General features: G+C 51.2%; 17 protein-coding genes. 15 read left to right on the plus strand and 2 right to left on the minus strand.

All coding sequences use genetic code 11. The features are described 5' to 3' along the window. The first annotated feature begins 3 nt into the window (after window positions 1–3). The 6 genes from SANT_RS07340 (at window position 4) to wcaJ (ending at window position 7,003) form a co-directional block, all read left to right on the plus strand. Entirely contained in the window at window positions 4–1,230 is a 1,227-nt protein-coding gene (locus SANT_RS07340) for a glycosyltransferase (protein ID WP_025421645.1), read from the plus strand. A 97-nt stretch (window positions 1,231–1,327) separates the two neighbouring features. After that, window positions 1,328–2,224 (plus strand): glycosyltransferase family 2 protein, encoded by an 897-nt coding sequence (locus SANT_RS07345; RefSeq protein ID WP_025421646.1) that lies wholly within the window; start codon window positions 1,328–1,330, stop codon window positions 2,222–2,224. A 21-nt stretch (window positions 2,225–2,245) separates the two neighbouring features. Further along, the gene (locus tag SANT_RS07350; RefSeq protein ID WP_025421647.1) at window positions 2,246–3,328 is read left to right on the plus strand and encodes a glycosyltransferase family 4 protein; all 1,083 of its coding nucleotides are present in this window, start codon (window positions 2,246–2,248) and stop codon (window positions 3,326–3,328) included. 4 nt (window positions 3,329–3,332) lie between these two features. Continuing rightward, a complete protein-coding gene (locus tag SANT_RS07355; protein ID WP_025421648.1) occupies window positions 3,333–4,466 on the plus strand; it encodes a hypothetical protein in 1,134 nt (377 codons plus the stop codon). Continuing rightward, window positions 4,444–5,529, plus strand: a complete 1,086-nt coding sequence (locus SANT_RS07360; RefSeq protein ID WP_025421649.1) for a glycosyltransferase — start codon at window positions 4,444–4,446, stop codon at window positions 5,527–5,529. Before SANT_RS07355 ends, SANT_RS07360 begins: the two co-directional genes overlap by 23 nt. Window positions 5,530–5,608: 79 nt before the next feature. After that, the gene (gene wcaJ, locus SANT_RS07365; protein ID WP_025421650.1) at window positions 5,609–7,003 is read left to right on the plus strand and encodes an undecaprenyl-phosphate glucose phosphotransferase; all 1,395 of its coding nucleotides are present in this window, start codon (window positions 5,609–5,611) and stop codon (window positions 7,001–7,003) included. Here the strand turns inward: wcaJ and SANT_RS07370 are convergent. After that, on the minus strand, window positions 6,981–7,301 hold the full coding sequence (locus tag SANT_RS07370) for a hypothetical protein (protein WP_148296250.1): 321 nt from the start codon (window positions 7,299–7,301) through the stop codon (window positions 6,981–6,983). The genes wcaJ and SANT_RS07370 overlap by 23 nt on opposite strands. Before the next feature lie 100 nt (window positions 7,302–7,401). On the opposite strand from SANT_RS07370, the gene SANT_RS07375 reads away from it, so the two are divergent. After that, on the plus strand, window positions 7,402–9,633 hold the full coding sequence (locus SANT_RS07375; protein ID WP_148296251.1) for a hypothetical protein: 2,232 nt from the start codon (window positions 7,402–7,404) through the stop codon (window positions 9,631–9,633). 58 nt (window positions 9,634–9,691) lie between these two features. Here the strand turns inward: SANT_RS07375 and SANT_RS07380 are convergent, their stop codons facing one another. Further along, window positions 9,692–10,720: an acyltransferase family protein gene (locus tag SANT_RS07380; RefSeq protein WP_025421653.1), complete on the minus strand. Its 1,029-nt coding sequence runs from the start codon at window positions 10,718–10,720 to the stop codon at window positions 9,692–9,694. Window positions 10,721–11,223: 503 nt separating this feature from the next. On the opposite strand from SANT_RS07380, the gene SANT_RS07385 reads away from it, so the two are divergent. The 8 genes from SANT_RS07385 to SANT_RS07420 all read left to right on the plus strand — a co-directional run bounded on the left by SANT_RS07385 (window position 11,224) and on the right by SANT_RS07420 (window position 23,371). After that, window positions 11,224–12,348, plus strand: a complete 1,125-nt coding sequence (locus SANT_RS07385; RefSeq protein WP_237234663.1) for a polysaccharide pyruvyl transferase family protein — start codon at window positions 11,224–11,226, stop codon at window positions 12,346–12,348. 203 nt (window positions 12,349–12,551) lie between these two features. Continuing rightward, window positions 12,552–13,448, plus strand: a complete 897-nt coding sequence (locus SANT_RS07390) for a sugar phosphate nucleotidyltransferase (RefSeq protein WP_025421655.1) — start codon at window positions 12,552–12,554, stop codon at window positions 13,446–13,448. 36 nt (window positions 13,449–13,484) lie between these two features. Beyond that, entirely contained in the window at window positions 13,485–14,504 is a 1,020-nt protein-coding gene (gene galE, locus SANT_RS07395) for a UDP-glucose 4-epimerase GalE (RefSeq protein WP_025421656.1), read from the plus strand. Between the two features lie 464 nt (window positions 14,505–14,968). Then, entirely contained in the window at window positions 14,969–17,350 is a 2,382-nt protein-coding gene (locus SANT_RS07400) for a glucose/quinate/shikimate family membrane-bound PQQ-dependent dehydrogenase (protein WP_025421657.1), read from the plus strand. A gap of 629 nt (window positions 17,351–17,979) precedes the next feature. Further along, window positions 17,980–19,395 carry a mannose-1-phosphate guanylyltransferase/mannose-6-phosphate isomerase gene (locus SANT_RS07405; RefSeq protein ID WP_025421658.1) on the plus strand — a complete coding sequence of 472 codons (1,416 nt, stop codon included), beginning with the start codon at window positions 17,980–17,982 and terminating at the stop codon, window positions 19,393–19,395. A 519-nt stretch (window positions 19,396–19,914) separates the two neighbouring features. Beyond that, window positions 19,915–21,291: a phosphomannomutase CpsG gene (gene cpsG / locus SANT_RS07410; RefSeq protein ID WP_025421659.1), complete on the plus strand. Its 1,377-nt coding sequence runs from the start codon at window positions 19,915–19,917 to the stop codon at window positions 21,289–21,291. Next, window positions 21,291–22,088: an ABC transporter permease gene (locus SANT_RS07415; protein ID WP_025421660.1), complete on the plus strand. Its 798-nt coding sequence runs from the start codon at window positions 21,291–21,293 to the stop codon at window positions 22,086–22,088. The genes cpsG and SANT_RS07415 overlap by 1 nt, the downstream gene beginning before the upstream one ends. After that, the gene (locus tag SANT_RS07420) at window positions 22,088–23,371 is read left to right on the plus strand and encodes an ABC transporter ATP-binding protein (RefSeq protein WP_025421661.1); all 1,284 of its coding nucleotides are present in this window, start codon (window positions 22,088–22,090) and stop codon (window positions 23,369–23,371) included. The genes SANT_RS07415 and SANT_RS07420 overlap by 1 nt, the downstream gene beginning before the upstream one ends. Window position 23,372: the final 1 nt, after the last annotated feature.

Below are 23,372 nucleotides of genomic sequence, written 5' to 3' on the forward strand. Positions count from 1 at the left end.
TCATTGAAAGTTACTTTTTTCCTCGGCCGGTTTCCTATTCCCTCAGAAACCTTTGTCCTCAACCAAATCACATCGCTCATTGATTTAGGCCATGAAGTCAATATTGTTGCGGTATGGCCCGGCGCAAATGATTATAAGCACAAAAAATATTTTGATTATAATTTAAAAGACAAAACGCATTATCTACTGCCTGATGAAAAAAAAGGGACTTTGGCAAAAACGTTAAATCGCCTGTTGAGCATTGTGGGCCACATAGGCCGCAAACAGGTTCGGACGGCGATGGACAGCAAGCGATTCGGTGTGCATGCTAAGTCATTACTGTTGCCAGCGGTTATCGCCAAAAATACGCATCCGGTACAATCGGATGTGGTCATCGCCCACTTCGGTACAGAAGGGGTCCTGGCGATGAAATTACGCGAGCTGGGTTTGCTTAAGGGAGCCATTTGCACCGTCTTTCATGGTATAGATATATCGCAAAAGGAAATTTTGCAGCGCTATCAGGCGGACTACAGACGTTTGTTTAAAGAAACAGAATTGCTCATGCCCATCAGCTACTTATGGAAAAGCAAACTTGAAAAGATGGGTTGCCCGGCGGATAAGGTGGAAGTTTTTCGCATGGGTGTCAATGTTGATGACTATAACTATCAGCCACGCACATTAGCCCATGAGCGCTTGGAACTCATAAGCGTGGCGAGGCTGATGGAAAAGAAAGGTCTTGATGTCGCCATCAAAGCTTGTGCCCTGCTGAAAGATCGCAACGTTGATTTCCGTTATCGCATTATAGGGCATGGCCCTTTGACGGAGAAAATGCGCGCTCTGGTTGATGAATTAAACCTTAATGACCATGTTTCTCTTCTGGGCTTTCAGCCGCAGCACAAAGTCAAAGAATTTCTCGCGGAGTCCGATATTTTTATGTTGCCCTCCGTAACGGGTGCCGATGGTGATATGGAAGGCATTCCGGTCGCGCTCATGGAAGCGATGGCCGTGGGATTGCCGGTGGTGTCCACCTTCCATAGCGGTATTCCTGAGCTGATCGAACATCAAAAAAGTGGCTGGCTGGCGCCAGAGTATGATAGTGAGGCGTTGGCTGATATTATAGTCAATATCATTAATAATAAAGACTCACTGCGCCAGACGCTTGATAATGCACGTTTTAAAATTGAAACCGAATTTAATGAAGACATCGCTAATAAAAAATTGAGCCAATCATTAGCACGCAGCTTTACCTGACGTCGCTGACAGGTCATAGACAACAGTACAGATGGTTAAAATAAATCTCGTGTTTCTGCTTGCCAAGAGGTTTGACATGATTCCCCCAAGAAAGACTATGTCAGTAGTTGTGCCTATTTACAACAGTTCGTCCTATATTGAGCAGACGCTCAAAAGCATTGAAGATTCATGCGAAGGGTATGACATAGAGGCGATCCTGGTCGATGATAAATCCAACGATATCGAAGCAGTAAAAAACATACTCAAAAAATTCCCTTTCGCGCGACTCATTGAGAAAGAGGAAAAATCCAACGCTGCCCATTCGCGCAATATTGGATTTGAACATAGCCAATACGAAAAGGTTTTTTTCCTCGATTCCGATGACTGCTTTACGCCACAATATATATTGAATCGTAATCTTTTAATGGATGAAAACGAGTTTGGTGTCTATTTTGGCGGCTACACAACAGTCGTAAATAATCGTAAAATCATCAGTCCAAGGCCTGTGTATCAGAATGATGATATGCGAGATTATCTTTTTCTCCAGCGCGGTGATTTTCGGACGTCGACGGTTTCTATTGATAAAAAATACCATAAAGGCACCGTGTTTGATCCGGAAATGAAAAAACATCAAGACTGGGGCCTAGGTATACGGTGTTATGATGCGCAGGAAAAAATCTATTATGATGATTCAACCTATATGATCATTCACGAAGGGCGAAATGATCAAATGAGCGCGTCCATGAATATCGAGGCAAGTGAATATTTTGTGCAAAACTACCTCAGCGATAAAAAACACCTCTTGAATTTCGTAGAAGTTCATATCATTCGCGCTATATGTAATAAAGATTATAAAGCGTTAAAATTCTTTTTCCGACTGATAGATGAGATTTCACTATCGGGTAAAAAGAAGCTTATTTTTGATGTGCTTCGCTTGGGTTCCCAAAAAGGCATAATTCAAGTCACTTCGCCCGCGCTTTATTTATTACGACGGTTAAAAAAAGCGCTTCAATAAAAAAGAACAACCAGGTAGCATATGATGTATCGGAAAGGAAATAAAGTTGTCTACGTAATCAATGCTTTAAACCCAGGCGGTGCGGAAATGGGGTTGGAGTTATTACTGGATAATGGCTTGTTTGATGACACCGACCTGCATATCATTTGCCTGAGCCGAAGCCACTCTGATTTAGAAGAACGAATAGTCAATAAGTCGAAGCAGGCCGTTATCTTCCTTAGTGATACTCCCGTTAATAACAAAAAGTTATTTTACTATGCATTAAAACTTCACAAGTATCTACAGCAGCTGAAACCATCAGTCGTGATTACCTCATTATCGCAATCTGTGTTAGCGATAAGAATGATTAAGGCCTTCCATCACTTCCAGCATATTACTTTTGAGCATAACACCCAGTTCAAGAACCGTAGTGCCTGGCATTTGCTAAAGCTTACAGATCGCTTGTCCGACAGATTTTGGTGCGATTCTGTGGCGACACAAAAAGCGTTACTGGCAAGAGCGCCAGGCGTGGAAAACCAGATCGTCCCCCTATTTTATGTTAACGATACGGCAGCGGTAAAAAACGGCTACGTTGCGGGTGAGCCGTTTAGGCTAATGGCCGTTGGCCGATTAATGGCGCAGAAAAACTATCCTTTGCTCATTCAGGTCGTTAAGGCGTTGCATGAGCAGGGGGTGAGTATTGCGCTGGATATTTTTGGCGAGGGCGAACTCGCTGCCGAACTGCGCGCGCAAGCGCAGGGGTTAACCACTGTCGTCACCTTTAGAGGTTTCGTTAGAGATTGGCAGTCCGAGGCGCACCACTATGATGCTTATATACTGTTAAGCGACTTTGAAGGATTAAGCATCGCGACGCTTGAGGCCATGAGCGTGGGCTTGCCCTGCATTGTCAAGCCGGTAGGGGAACTTGAGAATTACATCGTTGATCGCGTTAATGGACTTAGGGTCCATACACGTGAAGACGCAGTTAATGCCGTATCGGAACTCCTCAATGATGCCGATCTGCGGATGACCTTGGGCAGCAATGCCAAAAGCTATGTCGCGACGCATTATGCTGAAAACGCGTTTCAAGCGCTCATCGAACAGGCAAAACGTACTTTGGAATAACCCTATGAGACCTACAAGATTTAAAATTACCTTTAATAAGGCTCAAAGTTACCTGTTAGATGCCCATTTGTCTTTTTTTATATGGGTTTGTGTTTTTCTTTTCTTCCCCGTTGTGGCTGAATTTAAACAAAACATTTTTCCTCCTTATTATTTTTGGGATGCCAATACCATAAATAATTTCATAATGGTAAAAAGCGGCTTCACAAAAGGGGATTCGTATGCCAGCACGGCGGCATTTTATCAGCTGATAAATGTAGGTAAAGGCTCGGCGATTTTTCCTATCGTCTCTTCACTCATTATCAGCGGCTTCTTCTTTTTGATGCTCAAAAAAGCCCGTGCGGATAAAATGACGGTGCTTGATTTTGCTATGTTGTTGTATTGCATGCTGTTAGCCAATGTTTATATGACGTTGCTGAGTAAAGATTTCATCGTCATGTTACTGATAATCCCCTTCGTCTTTCTGGCCAGTCGCGGGTTGATGGGATTGATTATTTGGAGTTTATTGGTATTTGCCTATGCCTACTATTTTCGAGTTTATTATATTTTGATCCTCTGTTTGTTCTGGGGGCTCTATATATTGTTTTCAAAAGTAAGAAAACCCTTAACCATCATTGTGATGATATTTCTTTTCCTTTTCTGTTTGTCCGTCGCGTTCAAAGCGGGATTAGGCGTAGATTTGGATAACTACCGGAATATGGTTAATGATGTCAGATCGGAAGCGTCGTCGTTTAAGGTGAATACGATGATTGTCAGTTATATTCCCGGCGGCGGCTTGATTATTGGTTGGTTGAATGTATTTGTAGTATGGTTATGCATGATGGTACCGATTCCTCTCATATTAACCTTTTCGCCATTCTATTTAATTATTGCTTTCTTTATCAGCATGTTGTTTTATCGCGTTTGGAAAGCCACCGCAGTAGAGTTGAAAAATAAGAATAATCCCCTTATGAAATCCATGCTTTGTTTCATACTAGCATTCACAACAATACAAAGTGTGTTTGAGCCAGATTACGGAAGCTATGTTCGGCATCTTTCACCGCTCTATCCTTTGTTCTTTTATGTGTTATTCGTCGCGCGGCGGCAGAATAATCCTAAACAGGTTATGGATAATTTAAATGAAAGTATTTCACGCGTCTGAAACGATTAAGGGAGGAGTTGCCACCGTACAAAAGCAGCTCGCTCAGGCCCAGATACTCTCAACGGCCGTCACCCAGGTTACCTGTTTGGTCCCTGAGGATCAGGTTTCAGAAATCGACGAAATTGATGCCGGCCACCTTCTGACCTTCCGTCGCACCGGCAGAGATGTGGGGTCTTTTTGGCGATTTTTAACAGCTTTTTGCGGCTATGTCTGGCGTGAAAATCCCGATATCGTTCATCTCCATAGTACGTTTGCGGGGGTGTTGGGGCGCTTGGCGCTGGTCGCTTTAAGGCCGCTGCGGAAACCTAAAGTCGTGTATTGCCCGCATGCGTTTGCTTTTTTGATGGATAACTCCCCGACCAAACGCAAGTTATATGTTTGGGTAGAGAAATTACTGCTGCCGATGACCGACAAGATAATCTGCGTAAGCGACTATGAAAAAACCAGTGCGGTCCAGCTGACGTTATCGGCGGAGAAGATGGTGGTTGTGCATAACGGTGTGCCGGACCGCGGTCATCCTCCTGAAGCATTGCGCGCCCATGATGAACTAAACCTGCTTTTTGTTGGCCGGCTCGATTTTCAAAAAGGCTATGACATCATCATCGATGCGATGCGCCAACTTCAGGGGAATCCTATTCATTTAACCATCGTAGGTGATAGCGTTAATGGGCAGCAGGAAAAGATTGCGCTACCGAATATCACCTATACCGGGTGGCTGCGGTCGCAGGAACTGGAGAAGTATTTTTTAGCGGCGGACGCGTTAGTGATTCCCAGCCGCTGGGAAGGTTTCGCGATGGTACCGTTAGAAGCCATGAGCTATGGCTTGGCTATCGTGGCGAGTGATTCCACTTCGTTGCCTGAGGTGGTCATCGACGGTAAAACGGGACGATTATTCAAAAATGGCAATGCCAATGATTTGAAGGATAAAATTCTAACATTACAGCATGCCGAGTTCAGAGAAATGGGAAGTGCGGGTTATAAATTATACAAAAGCAGCTTTACGTCTGAGCTAATGATTTCAAAGACATTTCAGGTATACGACGAGCTGTGGAAGAAATGTTGAAAGTTAAAAAAAGCAACCGTGAAGTCAAAACATTCCTCCCTTTTAAATTTTGGTAATTCTCATGCATCAGGTACCAGCTATGAACAGCATAATTTCTCATCGAACATCGACAAATGCGTCACTCATTTCGGTGATTCAACGTTTCTCTGACATTTTTATTATGTTTTTCGCGCTGTTTGCGATTTGTCAGGTTAACGGCACTCAAATGACCAATATGCATTTCTTTATCGTATTGGTGGCGCTGGTTGTTTTCCAAATGATAGGCGGAATCACCGATTTCTATCGTTCCTGGCGCGGTGTGAAGATAAGAACTGAACTGCTGCTTATCCTGCAAAACTGGACGCTGAGCTTGATTATCACCGCGGGGATTATCTCCTTTGTCGAGGTGATCAATATTACCTTTATGGTGTATGCCGAATGGTACGTGCTGGCGTCACTCGGGCTGGTTTTTTGCCGGCTATTGATTCGCCATATCATCGGCATGGTGCGCCATCGCGGCTACAATACGCGCAACGTCGCGATCGTCGGCAATTCACCCGTCGGGGTGGAGCTGGCGACCAGCCTGCTGGATGCCCCGTGGCTCGGTTTCAATATTGTGGGTATCTATAGCGATAATCCCGTGGAAGTCGATCAGCGCCTCAACTATATCAATAAGTATCGTCAGGTTATTGAGGATGCCAAAACGGGAAAAATTGAGCGTATCTATATTGCTATGCCGATGACGGAAGAGGCCAAAATTAAAGATCTTGTCGATGAGCTTTGCGATACGACGTGTTCAATCATGTTGATTCCCGACATTTTTACCTTCAGCATCCTACGTTCACGCTCAGAGGATATCAACGGACTGCCGGTTTTATCCATTGCCGACACGCCCTTGAACGGTATCAACATGGTGCTTAAGCGCATCGAAGATATCATCTTGTCTCTGATGATATTAATGTTTATCACACCGGTGCTGTTGGTGATTTCACTGATGGTGAAGTTCACCTCTCCTGGCCCGATTATTTTTAGACAAAAACGGTATGGCATTGATGGTAAACCCATTCTTGTGTGGAAATTCCGTTCGATGAACGTGATGGATGATGGCGATACCATTGTCCAGGCCAAGCGGGGAGACTCACGTTTGACGCCTATCGGCGGCTTTTTACGCCGTACATCCCTTGACGAGCTGCCGCAATTTATCAACGTGCTGAAAGGGGATATGTCCATAGTGGGACCCAGGCCGCATGCCGTTGCCCATAATGAGCAATATCGCAGCCTGATTAAAGGCTACATGCTGCGGCACAAAGTCAAACCGGGTATTACCGGTTGGGCCCAGGTCAACGGTTGGCGAGGGGAAACGGATTCCATCGAGAAAATGCAGCGCCGTGTCGACTTTGATTTGGAATATATTCGTGGATGGAGCATTTGGATGGATCTGAAGATTATTTTCTTCACTATTTTTAAAGGATTTATCGGTAAAAGCGCCTATTGAGCATCGATTCCTTGCCAGGGCGTTTGTAAGTAAAATCATTGCGCTTTGAGTTAAGAGGGCTTATGAAATTTTTTTTCCCGAAGATAGCAAAAAAAAAATCGTCGTCGTCTAGCAAACGACGAGCTTTTTTAATCCGAAGCGTCGTTGCTTTACCGCTGTTACCGTTATTGCTGAACTCGAAAGAAGGTAAGGCCGCCGAAAGAGCGGCCTCGCCACCTCCCACACCTCTTCCTCCCACATCCACACCCCCGACAGAGGCCACATCTTCTTCCGCGGGATTTATCCAATCCATTTTCAACAAGCTCTCCGCCGCCGATGGCGCGCAATATGTTGGTCGCTGTCCCGACCTTGAGACGCTGCGTCAGACCTTGCCCAGCCACGAGGGGCAAAAAATTGTTTTGGCCGGTCGGGAATCTGCGCCAGCCGGACAAAAATCGGTTGGCGGGGGCGAGCTTTACGCGTTAAGGAACAGTGAGCTCAAGGACGATGACGGCATCGTCTTTCGCGTTAATGCCGATTGGTGCTGGCAGCGGCCGGCGCAGCACAATATCGATGCGCAATGGTTTGGCGTCTATAACGATGGACGGGCGTGTGGCGATGCCTTTTCTCGTGCGCTGGACTATGTCGTGGCGCAGGGGGGAACGCTATTATTGCCGTTCGGCATCGTTAACCTCGGCACCCTGCGCAAGACGATCAAATGGTTTGACGGCATCAAGAAATTCGCTATCCGCGGTCAGGGGAAGAATACGGTTGTTACCTTTGATAATATCGACCCTCCCGAGCGTCCCAACAAAAAAAATTGGGTGTCTGAGCCGTACCTTTTTTCTTTTCTGGGGGCGAACGCCACACAATACATTGACTCGCTTGTGCTGGAGGATTTTTGCATTGATTATGCGCGTCAGCGTAATCAGGGCGGCACCAGCCTCGATACCCTTGGCGAATGTCATCCCACGCCACACTCCACCGGAGCCATCGCGCTGTACCTTAATTATTGCCTGAATCCCGTTATTAGAAATGTTTCGTTCTCTAATATCTACGGCAGCGGGATTTACTGCCGGCGAAGCTACTACCCGGTTTGTGAAAACCTATCATTTTTCAATGTCTCCGCCAATCAGATTGTGGCGCGCGATAAACGCATGGACCGTGATAATAGTGGCGGCGCTATCTTTTATTGGTCATGTTTTGGTGGGTTGATCCAAAGCTGCATTGCTTGGAATACCCGTAAATATACGGTGGATTACCTTTCGCCAGATAACAAACAACAAATCAACGGCACGTTGTGCGGTTACATCGGATTTTGGAGCGAGTTTAGCTTCCTGAGCAAAACGCGAGATAACGTCGGGCCGCCGCTAGTGGATTGGACTCCGCATACCGATAAAGATGCCGATACCGCTTCTCGCGGCGTGCAGATCAGTAATTGCATTGTCAGCGGCTATGTTATGGGAATCAAGGGGGAAACCCATACCGACATCTCTATTCTCAATAACATCGTTCTTAACTGCTATTTGCCTATTAACTGTAGCGGTGTCCGGGGCGTGGTGCAGCGAAACTATACCAATATGCTGCATTGCGAGGATATAAAATGTCCCCAAGGCGGGCTGGAACGCAAACGCTCTCATCTAGGCGGTATGACTTTCGCTAAAGAGGAGAACTATAATCTGAGTTTGGAAATTTCCAATAACTATGTCCGAACCCGCAAATATCCGCCGATAACCGTTGACAGGATAAATCTCAAGTTTCTTTATAATTATGTCGAAATGGGCGGTGTGGCCAATATCTTTAAATCTACCGGCCAGGGTAGGGTCTTCGGGCTGGAAATTCGTGGTAATACCTACTATTTCAACAAGCGCTCAAAGCCGCAGGAATCTATTTTAGCCCATAACGCCAACGCGCGTATCGCTGGCAATACCTTTATTATCAATACCTCGGAGCCGCCGGTATTGCGGTTTCTTGATACACAGGATGCGCAGTGTATCGATTTCATCGACAATACGGTGATGGGACCGATGACCATTTATGCCAACATCCGTAGTAACTTCACCGCCAACTACTTCAGCGCTCGTCAGCCGGTGCAGACCCTGTTATCGCTTAATGCGGCTAACGGCAGCGTGGAGAAAAATACGTTTGAGGTGCCGCGCGATTTCGCTAAAGCTGCGGTGACGGTGAAAGGAGAGCAATGGCGCATCAAAGACAACATTTTCAAGATAACCATGACGTCGCGCAGCAAAGGCAAGGCCCGATCGTTTATTGCCGTGCGTCAAGACTCCTCATTCATACACATCGCGGATAATACGCTATCCGGCAACGAGGATGATGTGGCGTTGCTCTCTGCCGAGGCGTGTGGCGTGGTGTCGTTATGTCATAATGTCTCCGATGGTAAAGCGCCTTTGGTGGCTACGTTGTCGCCGCTCAAAGGTCCCATTACCCTGCGCGGTAACAGTTTTGCCGGCGGGCTATCCCGCGCCGCGCCGGGTGAGGAGCCCAATCGCGCGGCCAACCTGGCCCCGCAATTCAAGCCGCTACCCGGTGAGCGGCTCTATTATTTGTTACCTGATGCCGGCGGCAAAGAAGGTATTGTCATGACAACGCAGGGCTGGAGAGAATTCGGCGCTATCAGCGCCAATACCTGATTCCGCCACGTGATCACCCATGTCGCCTTCACGCTGACCGGCGTGAAGGCGGGGCGTATCAGGGGGAAACGGCATTCGCTTTTCTAGCAGCGAGAGTGATTTTGATGCGTTTGTTGAGCGGCAGCTCAATATAGCGATAGCATAGCCAGCCGCTTATCACGGCGGAAAGGAGCAGGAACAGGCAAAATAGTAGCGGATAGCGGGTGAGATGCAATTTGTGGGCAATCATTGCGCATGGGCTGAGGATAAAACCGTGCACCAGATAGAGCGAATAAGAGGCATCTCCCATAGTTTCCAGTAAGTTAAGCAGCCTGCTGCGGAACTGCTGAATGCGCTGCTCAAAGCTTACCAGACCAAGGAAAACCAGCAACATCGGTAAGCCTGCATACAGCGTGCGGCTAAGAGGGGTGCTGATACTGCCGTTAAAATTTTCCCATACCAACATGCCGATACCCGCCGCCAACATGACTAACGCCACCGGCGCGGAAAGGGGTTTTTTTCGCAAAATGTCAAAAGCCAGGATGCCAAGAGCGAATTCGACCAGAATGATGTTGGTGATGAATTTGAGATAAGGGCTGCTGGGGTGCAAACTGAGTCCTACTGCGGCCAGTGCCAAGATAATGGCGACGATGATAGGTTTTTTATGGTGTCTGGATAAAAATAGCCCAAAGCCAAAAATAAAATAAAACAAAAACTCATAACTTAGCGTCCAGCCATTATTGACGAGAAAGCGCGTGCCGTCGGGAAGAAGGAAAAACGACGCGATAACGCTCGTCGTACCCCCTGAACTGTTCACAACGCTTGGCTTCACGATGAAAATGGCCAGCGCAAAGACCGTCATCAGCCAATAAAGGGGAAGGATACGTGTGCAGCGAGCGGAAATGAAACGGCCGAAGGTCACCTCTCTTTGCTCGGTGGTGGTGCACATGATATAAGCTGATATGATGAAAAAAAGGTCTACGCCATAATAGCCTATGTGAAACCAGGATAAAGAAGGAATGTCATACTGGCGCCCCTTGATGACCACATGATGCATGACCACCATCAGCGCGGCTATCGCGCGCAAGTATTGTACGGATTTGATCATCGTTCGTTCTCGTAAAGCAAATGTAATGGTTGCGAGTTCGGGTGAGAATAAAAAATCGTCTGCCTATTTTGTAAAACGAAATGACATTCCTTCAGGTAATACTATGAAAATCTTATGCATGCGCCACGTGTGAACGACGCGGCTTTGAACACTTGGCGTTAGCGACGTTTGCTTTGATAAAACACGCTCTTTTCGTCGTTTTTTCGATGCTTGCTCATACTAACAAAATTATAAATTTAGGCAATCCGATTCCTCTTGTTTACCTCTCTGGCCTGAAATTGCGGGCGCTTAGCATCGATTTGACTTTTCTAACGCGCGGGGTATATCAAAAAAAGGCTAATTTTCAATAGATAAGACAGGGTGAGTGCGGGAGTGGGATTTATCTTAAAATGCGGTATTTTTACCTGCTCATGTTGCGGCTGACACCGCCAGACGGTATACCAATGCCATATTTAAGAAAATGATTATACTCCCCGCATTGATGGCTATGATATTTTAGCAATGTGATTTATGACATAACCGATATGTGGGTGTCGCGCTGGCCGTGTTTTTGTTTTTTGGGATTTCGTCGTCGCAGTGCCATTTTAGATTTTGGAGAAGAACAATTGAAACTGTATTATTATAAGTCAGCTCTTGGGAATTTTGGCGATGATTTAAATGGTTGGTTATGGGAGACATTATTGCCTGGTTTTTTTGACGAAGATGACAGCGTCAGATTTTCCGGGATTGGTACCATCATTAACACGGAAATGCCCAGCGCAAAGAAATGGATAGTTTTCGGCAGCGGCATTGGTTACGGATACCCGCCGGCAGGCTTTGGTGATGCCGATTGGAATATCATTTGCGTCCGAGGACCTTTGAGCGCCCGGGTGTTGGGGCTGAACGAGAGTCAATTTATTACCGATGGCGCGGCCTTTCTTAATACATTAGCTGAGTTCAAACCCTTGGCTGAGCATGAGCGTGCGGGAACCATTTTTATTCCCCACCATAATGCGCTTAAGCAAGGGGATTGGGAAAAAAGCTGCCAGCAGGCGGGTATTACGATGGTGAGCCCGCGGGAAGAGGCACGTGCGGTGATACAGAAGATCCGTCATGCCAAGCTGGTCCTGGCCGATGCCATGCATGCGGCTATTATCGCCGACGCCATGCGGGTTCCTTGGGTTCCGATGGTCACTTCCTCGCAAATCAACACCTTCAAATGGCTTGATTGGACGCAAACTATTCGTTGTCCTTATATTCCGACCGTATTGGGTGCGGACTTCCTAAGCGATATCCTAAAAGCCAACGCCGTGCAATTGCCTGGCGCCCCCGCGATTCAACCGGGTGCCGATGTGGAAAAAGCGTTTGCGGTATTCAAAAAGCAGCAACAGCTTTCCGCGACGGGCGAAGGGAATCGGCATCTTAGACGATTGTTGAACTTACGCTATAAAGTGCCTAATAAGTTGATTCGGATGCGTGAAGAGCGCCACGCGCGCGGCTGGAACGAGCAAAGCGTGGCCAAAGTGGCGCAACGTATGCAAGTGGCGCAACAATCGGGTGGTTACCTCAGCGAAGACAACATTTTTCAGCATAATCTTGCGCGCCTACTGGAAGGGCTTGAGCGCGTGAAAACGTTACCGACGCGCTGATCGCTTTGCGATGGCCGAAATTGTACAGGTCGCGCGGGCGGCGGCCGTGTCGTCGCGCCGCGCATTGCTGACAGCCATTTCATCGCCTACGATTATGATTATCACTACTTAAACCCGGGTCAGTCACGGCCTGGAGAGATCCGCGCGCGTTTGCCCGGTCCGTATACTCTCATTGCGCTTTAATTCAAGTTAAGGTTGGTAAAATGAAAAATCTTAAGGCCGTTATTCCCGTCGCCGGGCTCGGTATGCATCTGTTGCCCGCGACCAAAGCAATCCCGAAAGAAATGTTGCCGATTGTCGATAAGCCGATGATCCAATATATTGTTGACGAGTGCGCCGCCGCGGGCGTTACGGAAATCATTTTGGTTACTCACGCCTCTAAAAACTCGGTGGAAAACCATTTCGACACCACGTTCGAGCTGGAGGCGCTGCTGGAATCGCGCAAGAAAAATGCGCTGCTGGAAGAAGTGCAAAAAATCTGTCCGCAGGGCATGACCGTCATGAACGTGCGTCAAGGCGAGCCGTTGGGATTGGGGCATGCGGTGCTCTCCGCCAAACCCATCATCGGCGATGCGCCGTTTGTCGTGGTGTTGCCCGATGTGTTGCTGGACGATAGCACCTACGATCGCGGCAGTGATAATCTGGCTTCAATGATCCAACGCTATCAAGAAACCGGGCATAGTCAAGTGTTGGTGCAATCCTTACCCCGCGATGAACTGCCCAATTATTCGGTGATAAGCTGCAATGAAGACGTTAGCCGGCCCGGCGATGCGGCTCTGGTGCAATCATTTATCGAGAAACCGCAGGATATTTCACAAATCGATTCTGACCTGGCGGCCGTTGGCCGGTATGTTTTGTCCGCGGACGTATGGCCTTTGCTCGAGAAAACCGAACCCGGTGCCTGGGGTCGTATTCAGCTCACCGATGCGATTGCGGCGTTGGTTAATCAACAGCCGGTGGATGCGGTCTATTTAACCGGCAGAAGTTTCAACTGCGGCCTCAAAATGGGCTATATGCAGGCCTTTGTTAGCTATGGATTGCGCAATAAGAAATTGGGTGCGGATTTCCGTACCGGAATTGAACGTCTTTTAGCTAAGTAAAGTTCAGGGCCACCGTTTATATCATAAGGAGAGACAATGGCTGTATTGGTCACCGGCGGGGCAGGATATATCGGCTCGCATACGGTTTTGGCGTTATTGGCGCGTGATGAAGAGGTGGTGGTGCTCGACAATCTCGCCAACGCGTCTGAGGTTTCTCTTGACCGGGTGTCTGAGTTGGCCGATAAAGACCTGATTTTCTATCAGGGGGATGTGCAGGATCCGCAGGTTTTGCAGCAGATTTTCGACGAGCATGAGATCAGCGCCGTGATTCATTTTGCCGGTCTTAAAGCGGTGGGTGAATCCACCCGGCTGCCGCTGCAATATTACCAAAATAATGTGAACGGCACCTTGGTGCTGCTGGACGAAATGCGCCGCGCGGGGGTACATCATTTCATCTTTAGTTCGTCGGCGACCGTGTATGGCCAGCACGCGCCGGTACCCTACATTGAAACATTCCCGATCGGCGGTACCGCCAGCCCTTACGGTACCTCAAAATTGATGGTTGAGCAGATCCTGGCCGACTTCGCTAAAGCGGAGCCGCAGTTTTCAATCATTGCTCTGCGCTATTTTAACCCGGTCGGCGCGCATGAGTCCGGGCTTATCGGCGAAGATCCCAATGGTATTCCCAACAATCTCTTACCTTTTATCGCCCAGGTTGCGGTGGGGCGTCAGCCGTCGTTGAAAATCTTCGGCAACGATTATCCCACCGAGGATGGGACCTGCGTACGGGACTATATACACGTTATGGATCTGGCGGAGGGACATCTGCAAGCGATGGATCATCTGGCCGGCAATGTCGGTTATAAAGCCTATAATCTCGGCGCGGGCGTGGGGTATTCTGTTTTGCAAATGGTGAACGCCTTTGAAAAGGCTTCTGGCAAAACCATACCTTATGAAATCGCTCCGCGCCGTGAAGGTGATTTGGCCGCTTTTTGGGCCGATGCAACGCTGGCGCAGCGTGAACTTGGGTGGACCGCTAAACGCGATCTCGACAGTATGATGCGCGATACCTGGCGCTGGCAAAGCCAGAATCCCAATGGCTATCGCCAGCCGTAGCCCGCTTAATCGGCCGTCGCGGCCCTGGACGAACCCATCCTCACCGGATGGGTTTTTTTTTGCCTGCCGCCGGCGCTTTTAGCGGTTAATTGCCATCGACACCGCGCCTTTTAGCGGCACGCTTATGGCAAGGGGAATCACGCTTATGGCAAGGGGAATAATGCAAGACGGGTAAAGTCACCGGGGTGCAAAAATTTCTTCACAATTATTTAATAATCGCCGTTTGCTATCGCCGAATCTGATCCTATATTCTATAGGGGAAACTTATCAGACAGTAACAGAAACAACTCTTTTTTTGTGGCAATGAAAGGGATATTGCGGCGATCTGCTTTTGTTTTTAATGCGCGGCAAGGCAGAAAACCGGCTTTCTCCGTAGTTAAGTTTTCTGAATGGCGTGTTTGATGACAAGTTTGTCGTCGCGCCTGCCGGATGACGTCTATAAATATTTTTTGGACCGGGATGATATGAACAAAGAAAGTCCTTCACGGACGATTGTAATAATTACCGCACTGTTCGCCGCGTTATGCGGGCTCTATCTGCTAGGCGGCGGCATTTGGCTGGCGTCGCTCGGCGGTTCGCTCTATTACATTATTACCGGCGTTTTGATGCTGGCGGTGTCCTGGCTGCTTTTTCGCCGTTCCGCCGCGGCGTTATGGCTTTATGCGCTGGTGCTTATCGGCTCGATGATCTGGGCCGTTTGGGAAGTCGGTTTCGACTTCTGGGCGCTTACGCCGCGTTGCGATGTGCTGGTGTTTTTTGGTATCTGGCTGTTGCTGCCGTTCGTTTACCGCGGGATCCTTCGCCGGCTACCGCTGGCGCGCGCCGCGTTGGCCGCCAGCCTGGTTATCGCCGGTGCGGTGTTATTGGTGGCGATTGTGCAAGATCCCCAAGACATCAGCGGGACTCTGAATAACGCGGCGGACGTGCCGGCGGCATCGTCGGTCCCCCCCGGGGATTGGCCGGCCTATGGGCGTACCCAGGCCGGCGAGCGCTATTCGCCGCTGCGCCAGATTAACGATAAAAATGTCGATAAGCTGAAGGTGGCGTGGCAATTTCGTACCGGCGATATGAAAGGCCCCAACGATCCCACGGAAATTACCGATGAAGTGACGCCGATTAAAATACGCGACACGCTTTATCTTTGCTCGCCGCATCAGATATTGTTTGCCCTTGACGCCGCGACCGGTAAAGAGAAATGGAAATTTGATCCGCAGCTGAAGCCCGATCCGACTTTTCAACACGTAACGTGCCGCGGCGTCTCTTATCATGAAATGCCGGCGGCGAGCGCGGCGCAGGATGGCCAGAGCCCGGCGCAGGATTGTCCGCGCCGTATTATTCTGCCGGTCAACAACGGCCATCTGTATGCGCTGAATGCCGATACCGGCGCCCGGTGCGACAGCTTCGCCGACAAAGGCGATTTGAATTTACAGGCGAATATGCCGGTGACCACCGCCGGGGAGTATGAGCCGACTTCGCCGCCCGTCGTCACCGATAAGGTGATTATCGTCGCGGGCGCGGTGACGGATAACTACTCCGATCATGAACCGTCGGGCGTCATTCGCGGCTTTGATGTCGCGACGGGGGCGCTATTATGGGCATTTGATCCGGGTAATGCCGAGCCAAACGCTATTCCCGCCGACGGTAAAAATTATGTTGCCAATTCCCCCAACTCTTGGGCGCCGGCCGCCTACGATCCACAGTTGGATATCGTCTATCTGCCGATAGGCGTCGCTACGCCCGATATTTGGGGCGGCAACCGCACCCCTGAGATGGAGCGCTTTGCCAGCGGGATCCTGGCGCTGAACGCCACCACCGGCAAGTTGGTCTGGTTCTATCAAACCGTTCACCATGATTTATGGGATATGGATGTGCCCGCCCAGCCGACGTTGGTTGATATTACCAATCAGCAGGGGGAAAAGGTTCCGGCAATCTATGCGCCGGCCAAGACGGGTAATATTTTCGTGCTGGATAGACGTACCGGTACGCCGATTGTTCCGGCGCCGGAGCGGCCGGTTCCGCAAGGGGCGGCCAAGGGGGATCATGTTTCACCGACGCAGCCTTTCTCTGATTTGACCTTCCGGCCGAAAAAGGATTTAACCGGCGCCGATATGTGGGGCGCGACGATGTTTGATCAACTCGTTTGCCGGGTAATGTTCCATAAGCTGCGTTATGAGGGGATTTTTACCCCGCCATCCGAGCAGGGGACGCTGGTTTTCCCGGGGAACCTCGGCATGTTTGAATGGGGTGGGGTGGCGGTGGATCCCCATCGCCAGGTCATGATCGCCAATCCCATGGCGCTGCCTTTCGTGTCGCGCTTGATACCCCGTAGCGCCAGCAATCCGATTCAGCCGGAAAAAGGCAAAAGCAGCAGCTCCGGTTCCGAGGCGGGTTTGCAACCCCAGTACGGGGTCCCCTATGGCGTAACCCTAGAGGCCTTTTTATCGCCCTTCGGTTTACCCTGCAAGCAGCCCGCCTGGGGCTATATCGCCGGTGTGGATCTGAAGACCCATACTATTGCCTGGAAGCACCGTATCGGCACGGTACGCGACAGTTCTCCGCTGCCGCTGCCTTTTAAAATGGGGATGCCGATGCTGGGCGGCCCGATCGCCACCGCCGGTAATCTGTTGTTTATCACCGCAACGGCGGACAATTACATCCGCGCGTTTGATGTCACCAGCGGTAAACCGCTGTGGCAAGACCGTTTGCCGGCCGGCGGCCAGTCCACGCCAATGACCTATGAGGTCAACGGTAAGCAATATGTCGTCACCGCCGCGGGGGGACACGGTTCTTTCGGCACCAAGCTGGGGGACTATATCATCGCCTACGCGCTGCCAGACGAGAAATAAGCGCCTGCCTAAGCCAGTGAAAACACCGGGCCGATAGCGATATCGGCCCTTTTTTCATCTGTAAAGGCACAAGTCGCCGGCGTGCGCACTGCCCCGCTGCACCGTGGCGGTGGCCGGCACGGCATGCCGGTCCTTGCGCCTTCTGAGGCGCACCCGGCACGCGCGTTGCAGGTTTTGCACGCGCAGGCCGGACCTTTCACCCGTCCTGGTGCCGATTTTCCGGCCGCGTAGGGCAGCAGGTTGCAAAAATCGCTTACGCTGCCCGAGACGCGCCACGCCCTCGTCCTACGCGCGTCCCGTCGTGGATTATAGTTAAAGGAATCAGCGGGTGAACCGGCGGGCGATGCCTGACGGCGGAACACCTTATGTCGCGCGATACCGCGCAAAAAGCGCAAGGGTACCCTGGCGTCTGGCGCTATTGGGCCTACGACCCGCGCCGCGCGCCCCGGCCGTAGCGGTATAGGCAATTGATCGTGGCGGTGTGCGAGTGTATGCTCAGGGCAATTTTTTTACCGTAACTCTTTTGGCTTGCCTCAAAGATGAGGGCAGCTCGATTTAGGCGCGCAACGTATGCCGATCGCGACGTTAGCCTGACGAGCCTCGTCCATCCTATGGCGAAAAGGAAATGTATGTTACTTCCCGTTATTATGGCCGGTGGAACCGGCAGCCGTCTGTGGCCGATGTCACGCGAGCTTTATCCCAAGCAGTTTCTCACCCTGCATGGCGATCATTCCATGTTGCAGGAAACGGTGCTGCGCCTGGAAGGGCTTAAAACCCGTCAGCCGCTGGTGATTTGTAATGAGGAACACCGTTTTCTGGTGGCGGAACAGCTGCGGCAAATCGACAAGCTGTCGCAAAATATCATCTTGGAACCGGTGGGGCGCAATACGGCCCCGGCCATCGCGTTGGCCGCTTTGAGCGCCATCGTCGACGGTGATGATCCGCTGCTATTAGTGCTGGCGGCCGATCACGTGATTGAGGATGAAAAGGCGTTTCATCGCGCTATTCAGCAGGCGCTCCCTTACGCCCGCAACGGCAATCTGGTGACGTTCGGTATCGTGCCCAGCGCGCCGGAGACAGGATACGGTTACATTCAGCGCGGTGAGGCACAAAACGATGCGGCGGTGTTCCAGGTGCATCGGTTCGTGGAGAAACCGGATCGGGCGACGGCGGAAGGTTATATCGCCAGCGGCGAATATTACTGGAATAGCGGCATGTTCCTGTTTCGCGCTAAAAAATACCTCAGCGAGCTCGGTAAATTCCGCCCAGATATTCTCGCTGCCTGTGAAAAAGCTATCGAATCGCCGCAGGCGGACAGCAATCAGGAGTTTATTCGCGTCGACAAAGACGAATTCATCACCTGTCCCGATGATTCGGTGGATTATGCGGTGATGGAAAAAACCGCCGACGCCATGGTGGTACCGCTGGATGCCGGTTGGAGCGATGTGGGATCCTGGTCGGCGCTGTGGGAAGTTAATCAAAAGGACGACAGGCAGAATGCCCTTACCGGCGATGTTTTCCTGCACAATACCGCCAATTGCTACATCAATACCGATGAGAAAATGGTGGCGGCCATCGGCGTGAACAACTTGGTGATTGTGAACACCAAAGATGCGGTGTTGGTCGTCGATAAGGATAAGGTGCAGGACGTCAAGAAAGTGGTGGAATATCTCAAAACCCACGCCCGCAGCGAATATCGCCGTCATCGCGAGTCCTATCGCCCGTGGGGACGCAATGACACCGTGGTCAATGAAGCCCGCTACAACGTCAATCGCATTACCGTCAAACCGGGCGGGATGTTTTCACTACAGATGCATCATCACCGCACCGAGCACTGGGTAGTGCTATCCGGCACGGCACGGGTGACGGTGGAGGACAAGTCTTATTTACTGACCGAGAACCAATCCACCTTCATTCCCGTCGGGTCGGTACACAGTTTGGAAAACCCGGGCAAAATTCCGCTGGAACTTCTGGAGATCCAATCCGGCTCCTATCTGGGTGAAGACGATATCATCCGTCTGCGCGATCCTTATGGCCGCTGCTGATTGCAGGCGCCGCGGCGGCGACGGCGGATTTCAGGATTAATCTGCTGTCAGGCCGGGGCGCCCTGTTTTACCCTCGCGCCTGCGGAGCCACGGAGCCACGGAGCCACGGAGCCACGGAGCCACGGAGCCACGGAGCCACGGAGCCACGGAGCCACGGAGCCACGGAGCCACGGAGCCACGGAGCCACGGAGCCACGGAGCCACGGAGCCACGGAGCCACGGAGCCACGGAGCCACGGAGCCACGGAGCCACGGAGCCGATAGCGGCAATGTCCTGATAAAAGAAATGCCGTATCTCTTTCCTGCGTATTGAGGGAACTATCTCGCCGTTCATGCCCGCGGCGTTCGGGCGATTCGCGCGCGGGCGGCAGGGGGGCGACTCGGTGAGGGCAGGGACGAGAAATCGACGTCGATAAAGACGCCGTCCGGCGGGCAGCAAGAAATCCCATCTGGTGACGCTGTCGCGGTAGATGATAGAATTGATTGAATGATACTGCTGTCGAAAACATTTTGAGGGAAACATGGCTGTTTTATCCTGCTTCAAGGCCTATGACATTCGGGGAAGATTGGGTGCAGAGCTCAATGAGGATATTGCTTATCGCATCGGCCGCGCCTACGGCGAGCTGCTCAAGCCGCGCAGTATGGTCATCGGCGGCGATGTGCGCTTGACCAGCGAGGGTCTAAAACAGGCCCTGGCGCGCGGATTGAACGATGCCGGCGCGGACGTCCTGGATATCGGCATGAGCGGTACGGAAGAGATTTATTTCGCCACCTCCCATTTGGGGGTGGACGGCGGCATTGAGGTGACGGCCAGCCATAATCCGATGGACTATAACGGCATGAAGCTGGTGCGCGCGCAGTCCCGTCCCATCAGCGGCGATACCGGCCTGCGCGATATCCAGCGTCTGGCCGAAGAGAACGCGTTCGGGACGGTGGCGCAGGTGCGCGGCAGCCTGCGTCGCGTCGATGTGCTGTCGGCCTATGTCGATCACCTGCTGGGGTTTATTGACCTCGCCCGGTTTCGTCGCCCGATGACGTTGGTCATTAACTCGGGCAATGGCGCCGCGGGGCATGTGGTGGACGCGCTGGAGGCGCGGTTCCAGGCCGCGGGCGCGCCGGTGTCCTTTGTGAAACTGCATCACCAGCCGGACGGTCATTTTCCCAACGGCATTCCCAATCCGCTGCTGCCTGAATGCCGCCAGGATACCACCGACGCCGTGAACGCCGCTGGCGCCGATATGGGCATTGCCTTCGACGGCGATTTCGATCGTTGCTTTTTATTCGATGAGCAGGGGGGGTTTGTTGAAGGCTATTACATCGTCGGTCTGCTGGCGGAAGCCTTTTTACACAAACATCCCGACAGCAAGATTATCCACGATCCCCGCCTGACCTGGAACACCGAGGATATCGTTACCCGCGCCGGCGGTACGCCGGTGATGTCGAAAACCGGCCATGCGTTTATTAAGGAACGCATGCGCGCGGAGAATGCAATTTACGGCGGGGAAATGAGCGCCCACCACTATTTCCGCGATTTCTTTTATTGCGACAGCGGGATGATCCCGTGGCTGCTGGTGGCGGAGCTGATGGCGGTGCGGGAACAATCTCTGAGCCAACTGGTGGGCGAACGTATGCGCGCCTACCCGGCTTCGGGTGAAATCAATCGCCAGTTGGTCGATGCGCCGGCGGCGATTGCCGCGGTGCTGGATCATTACCGTGATGCGGCACTGGCAATCGATCGCACCGATGGTATCAGCGTGGTGTTTGCCGACTGGCGTTTTAATCTGCGCAGTTCCAATACCGAACCGGTGGTACGGCTGAACGTCGAGTCGCGGGGCGATACTGCCCTGATGAAGGATAAAACCCGGGAAATTCTTGCCATACTGACTGGAACGCACTGATGCTCAATGCCCTATTCGGTAGCATTTCCCGCTACCGCGGCTTTATTATTGATAGTATCCGCCGGGATTTTCAGTCTCGCTATCAAAGCAGCTTTCTCGGTGCGCTATGGCTGATTTTGCAGCCGGTGGCCATGATTTCGGTGTATACGCTGGTGTTTTCTTCACTGATGCGCGCGCGTATGCCCGATATGAATACCCCTTTCGCCTACAGTATTTACCTGTGCTCGGGCGTGCTGACCTGGGGATTGTTTACCGAGACGTTAAACGGCTTGGTGAATGTGTTTCTCAATAATGCCAACATCCTTAAGAAACTCAATTTTCCACGTATATGCCTGCCGATCATCGTGTCGGTATCGTCGTTAATCAATTTTTTGATTATCTTCGCCCTTTTCGTGCTGTTTATGGTGGTTTCCGGCACGTTTCCCGGCTGGATCTTCTTTGCCATTATTCCCGTGCTGTTGGTACAGATGATGTTTACCGTGGGTTTGGGAATTATATTAGGCGTGATGAATGTGTTTGTGCGCGACGTGGGGCAGTTTGTCGTCATTTTGCTGCAGTTCTGGTTTTGGTTCACGCCCATCGTTTACGCCGCGCGTACGCTTCCGGAATGGGCCCGCGCCGCGATGCGCTTCAATCCGATGGCGACCCTGGTGGAGTCATATCAAAATGTCCTGCTTTATCATCATATGCCTGACTGGTTGGCGCTGGCGCCGGTTACGGCTGTCGCCCTGGTGTTGTTTGCCATCGGCTGGCGGATGTTTCAGCGACATGCGGCCGATATTGTGGATGAGATTTAATGACCCGTATTGAAGTCACTCAGGTCGGCAAGGCCTATAAATACTACGCCTCAAAATGGCATCGGTTAGTGGAAAAACTGGGGCCGCTTTCCGTCGAGCGCCATAGCAAAAAATGGGTGCTGAAAGATATCTCCTTTACCGTACAGGCCGGCGAGTCGGTAGGTATCGTCGGCGTTAATGGCGCCGGCAAAAGCACGTTGCTGAAGCTGCTCACCGGCACCACGAAACCCACTACCGGCAAAATTACCCTGCACGGGCGTGTCGCGGCGCTGCTGGAATTGGGGATGGGGTTTCATCCCGATTTCTCCGGCCGGCAAAATGTCTATATGTCCGGTTTAATGATGGGCTATAGCCGCGAAATGATAACGAGCCTGATGGCGGATATCGAGAAATTCGCCGATATTGGCGACTATATCGATCGGCCGGTGCGCATCTACTCCAGCGGTATGCAGATGCGGCTGGCGTTCGCGGTAGCCACCGCGTCGCGGCCGGATATACTTATTGTCGATGAGGCCCTGTCGGTCGGGGATTCTCGCTTCCAAGCCAAATGTTTTGCCCGGATCGCCGACTTTAAGCGTCAAGGCACCACGCTGTTGCTGGTTTCCCATAGCGCCGGCGATATCGTCAAGCACTGCGACCGCGCTATTTTTCTCAAAAATGGCGCCATCGAGCTTGACGGCTCAGCCCGTGATGTCACCAACCGCTATTTGGATGAGCTGTTCGGCAAACAAGCCGACGCAGCGGCGGAACCGGTACCGGCGGACAGTCCGCTGGGATTGACGTTGACCGACCAAGGCGATCTCTTCGCCAGCCGCCGCGGTTATCGCGCGGAAGAGTATCGCTGGGGGCAGGGGGGCGCGAAAATCATCGATTTCGATATTCAGGCGGGCGGCGAACATTACCCCGCCGCCATCGATAGCACTAGCCAGACGGATTTACATGTCAAAGTGTTGTTTGAGCGGGACTTTGACAGCGTAGTGCCGGGTATGCTGATAAAAAGTCTTGAAGGGCTATTCTTATACGGCACGAATTCATTTCTTTGCTCTCAGGGCCGAGAGCATATTTCGGTGAAAGCAGGGGAAGTCAGAGTGTTCACTTTTAGTTTCCTGATGAATCTCAATCAGGGCGACTATTTACTCTCTTGCGGGATCTCTGCCGGTAATCCCCTCGGCGAGATGGTGCCATTAGATCGGCGTTATGACGCGATCATGTTGCACGTCAGCCGCAAGGTGGAATTCTGGGGTCTTATCGATCTGGCATCGACATTTAAAAGTCATTCATAAA

The organism is Sodalis praecaptivus (genome assembly GCF_000517425.1).
Taxonomy (GTDB): domain Bacteria; phylum Pseudomonadota; class Gammaproteobacteria; order Enterobacterales; family Enterobacteriaceae; genus Sodalis_A; species Sodalis_A praecaptivus.

Bases quoted from the DNA above. Each gene is read 5' to 3' on its own strand.
- SANT_RS07345 (WP_025421646.1), top strand. From the start codon at position 1,328: ATGTCAGTAGTTGTGCCTATTTACAACAGTTCGTCCTATATTGAGCAG.
- SANT_RS07350 (WP_025421647.1), top strand. From the start codon at position 2,246: ATGATGTATCGGAAAGGAAATAAAGTTGTCTACGTAATCAATGCTTTA.
- SANT_RS07355 (WP_025421648.1), top strand. From the start codon at position 3,333: ATGAGACCTACAAGATTTAAAATTACCTTTAATAAGGCTCAAAGTTAC.
- SANT_RS07360 (WP_025421649.1), top strand. From the start codon at position 4,444: ATGAAAGTATTTCACGCGTCTGAAACGATTAAGGGAGGAGTTGCCACC.
- wcaJ (WP_025421650.1), top strand. From the start codon at position 5,609: ATGAACAGCATAATTTCTCATCGAACATCGACAAATGCGTCACTCATT.
- SANT_RS07380 (WP_025421653.1), bottom strand. From the start codon at position 10,720: ATGATCAAATCCGTACAATACTTGCGCGCGATAGCCGCGCTGATGGTG.
- SANT_RS07390 (WP_025421655.1), top strand. From the start codon at position 12,552: ATGAAAAATCTTAAGGCCGTTATTCCCGTCGCCGGGCTCGGTATGCAT.
- galE (WP_025421656.1), top strand. From the start codon at position 13,485: ATGGCTGTATTGGTCACCGGCGGGGCAGGATATATCGGCTCGCATACG.
- SANT_RS07400 (WP_025421657.1), top strand. From the start codon at position 14,969: ATGAACAAAGAAAGTCCTTCACGGACGATTGTAATAATTACCGCACTG.
- SANT_RS07405 (WP_025421658.1), top strand. From the start codon at position 17,980: ATGTTACTTCCCGTTATTATGGCCGGTGGAACCGGCAGCCGTCTGTGG.
- cpsG (WP_025421659.1), top strand. From the start codon at position 19,915: ATGGCTGTTTTATCCTGCTTCAAGGCCTATGACATTCGGGGAAGATTG.
- SANT_RS07415 (WP_025421660.1), top strand. From the start codon at position 21,291: ATGCTCAATGCCCTATTCGGTAGCATTTCCCGCTACCGCGGCTTTATT.
- SANT_RS07420 (WP_025421661.1), top strand. From the start codon at position 22,088: ATGACCCGTATTGAAGTCACTCAGGTCGGCAAGGCCTATAAATACTAC.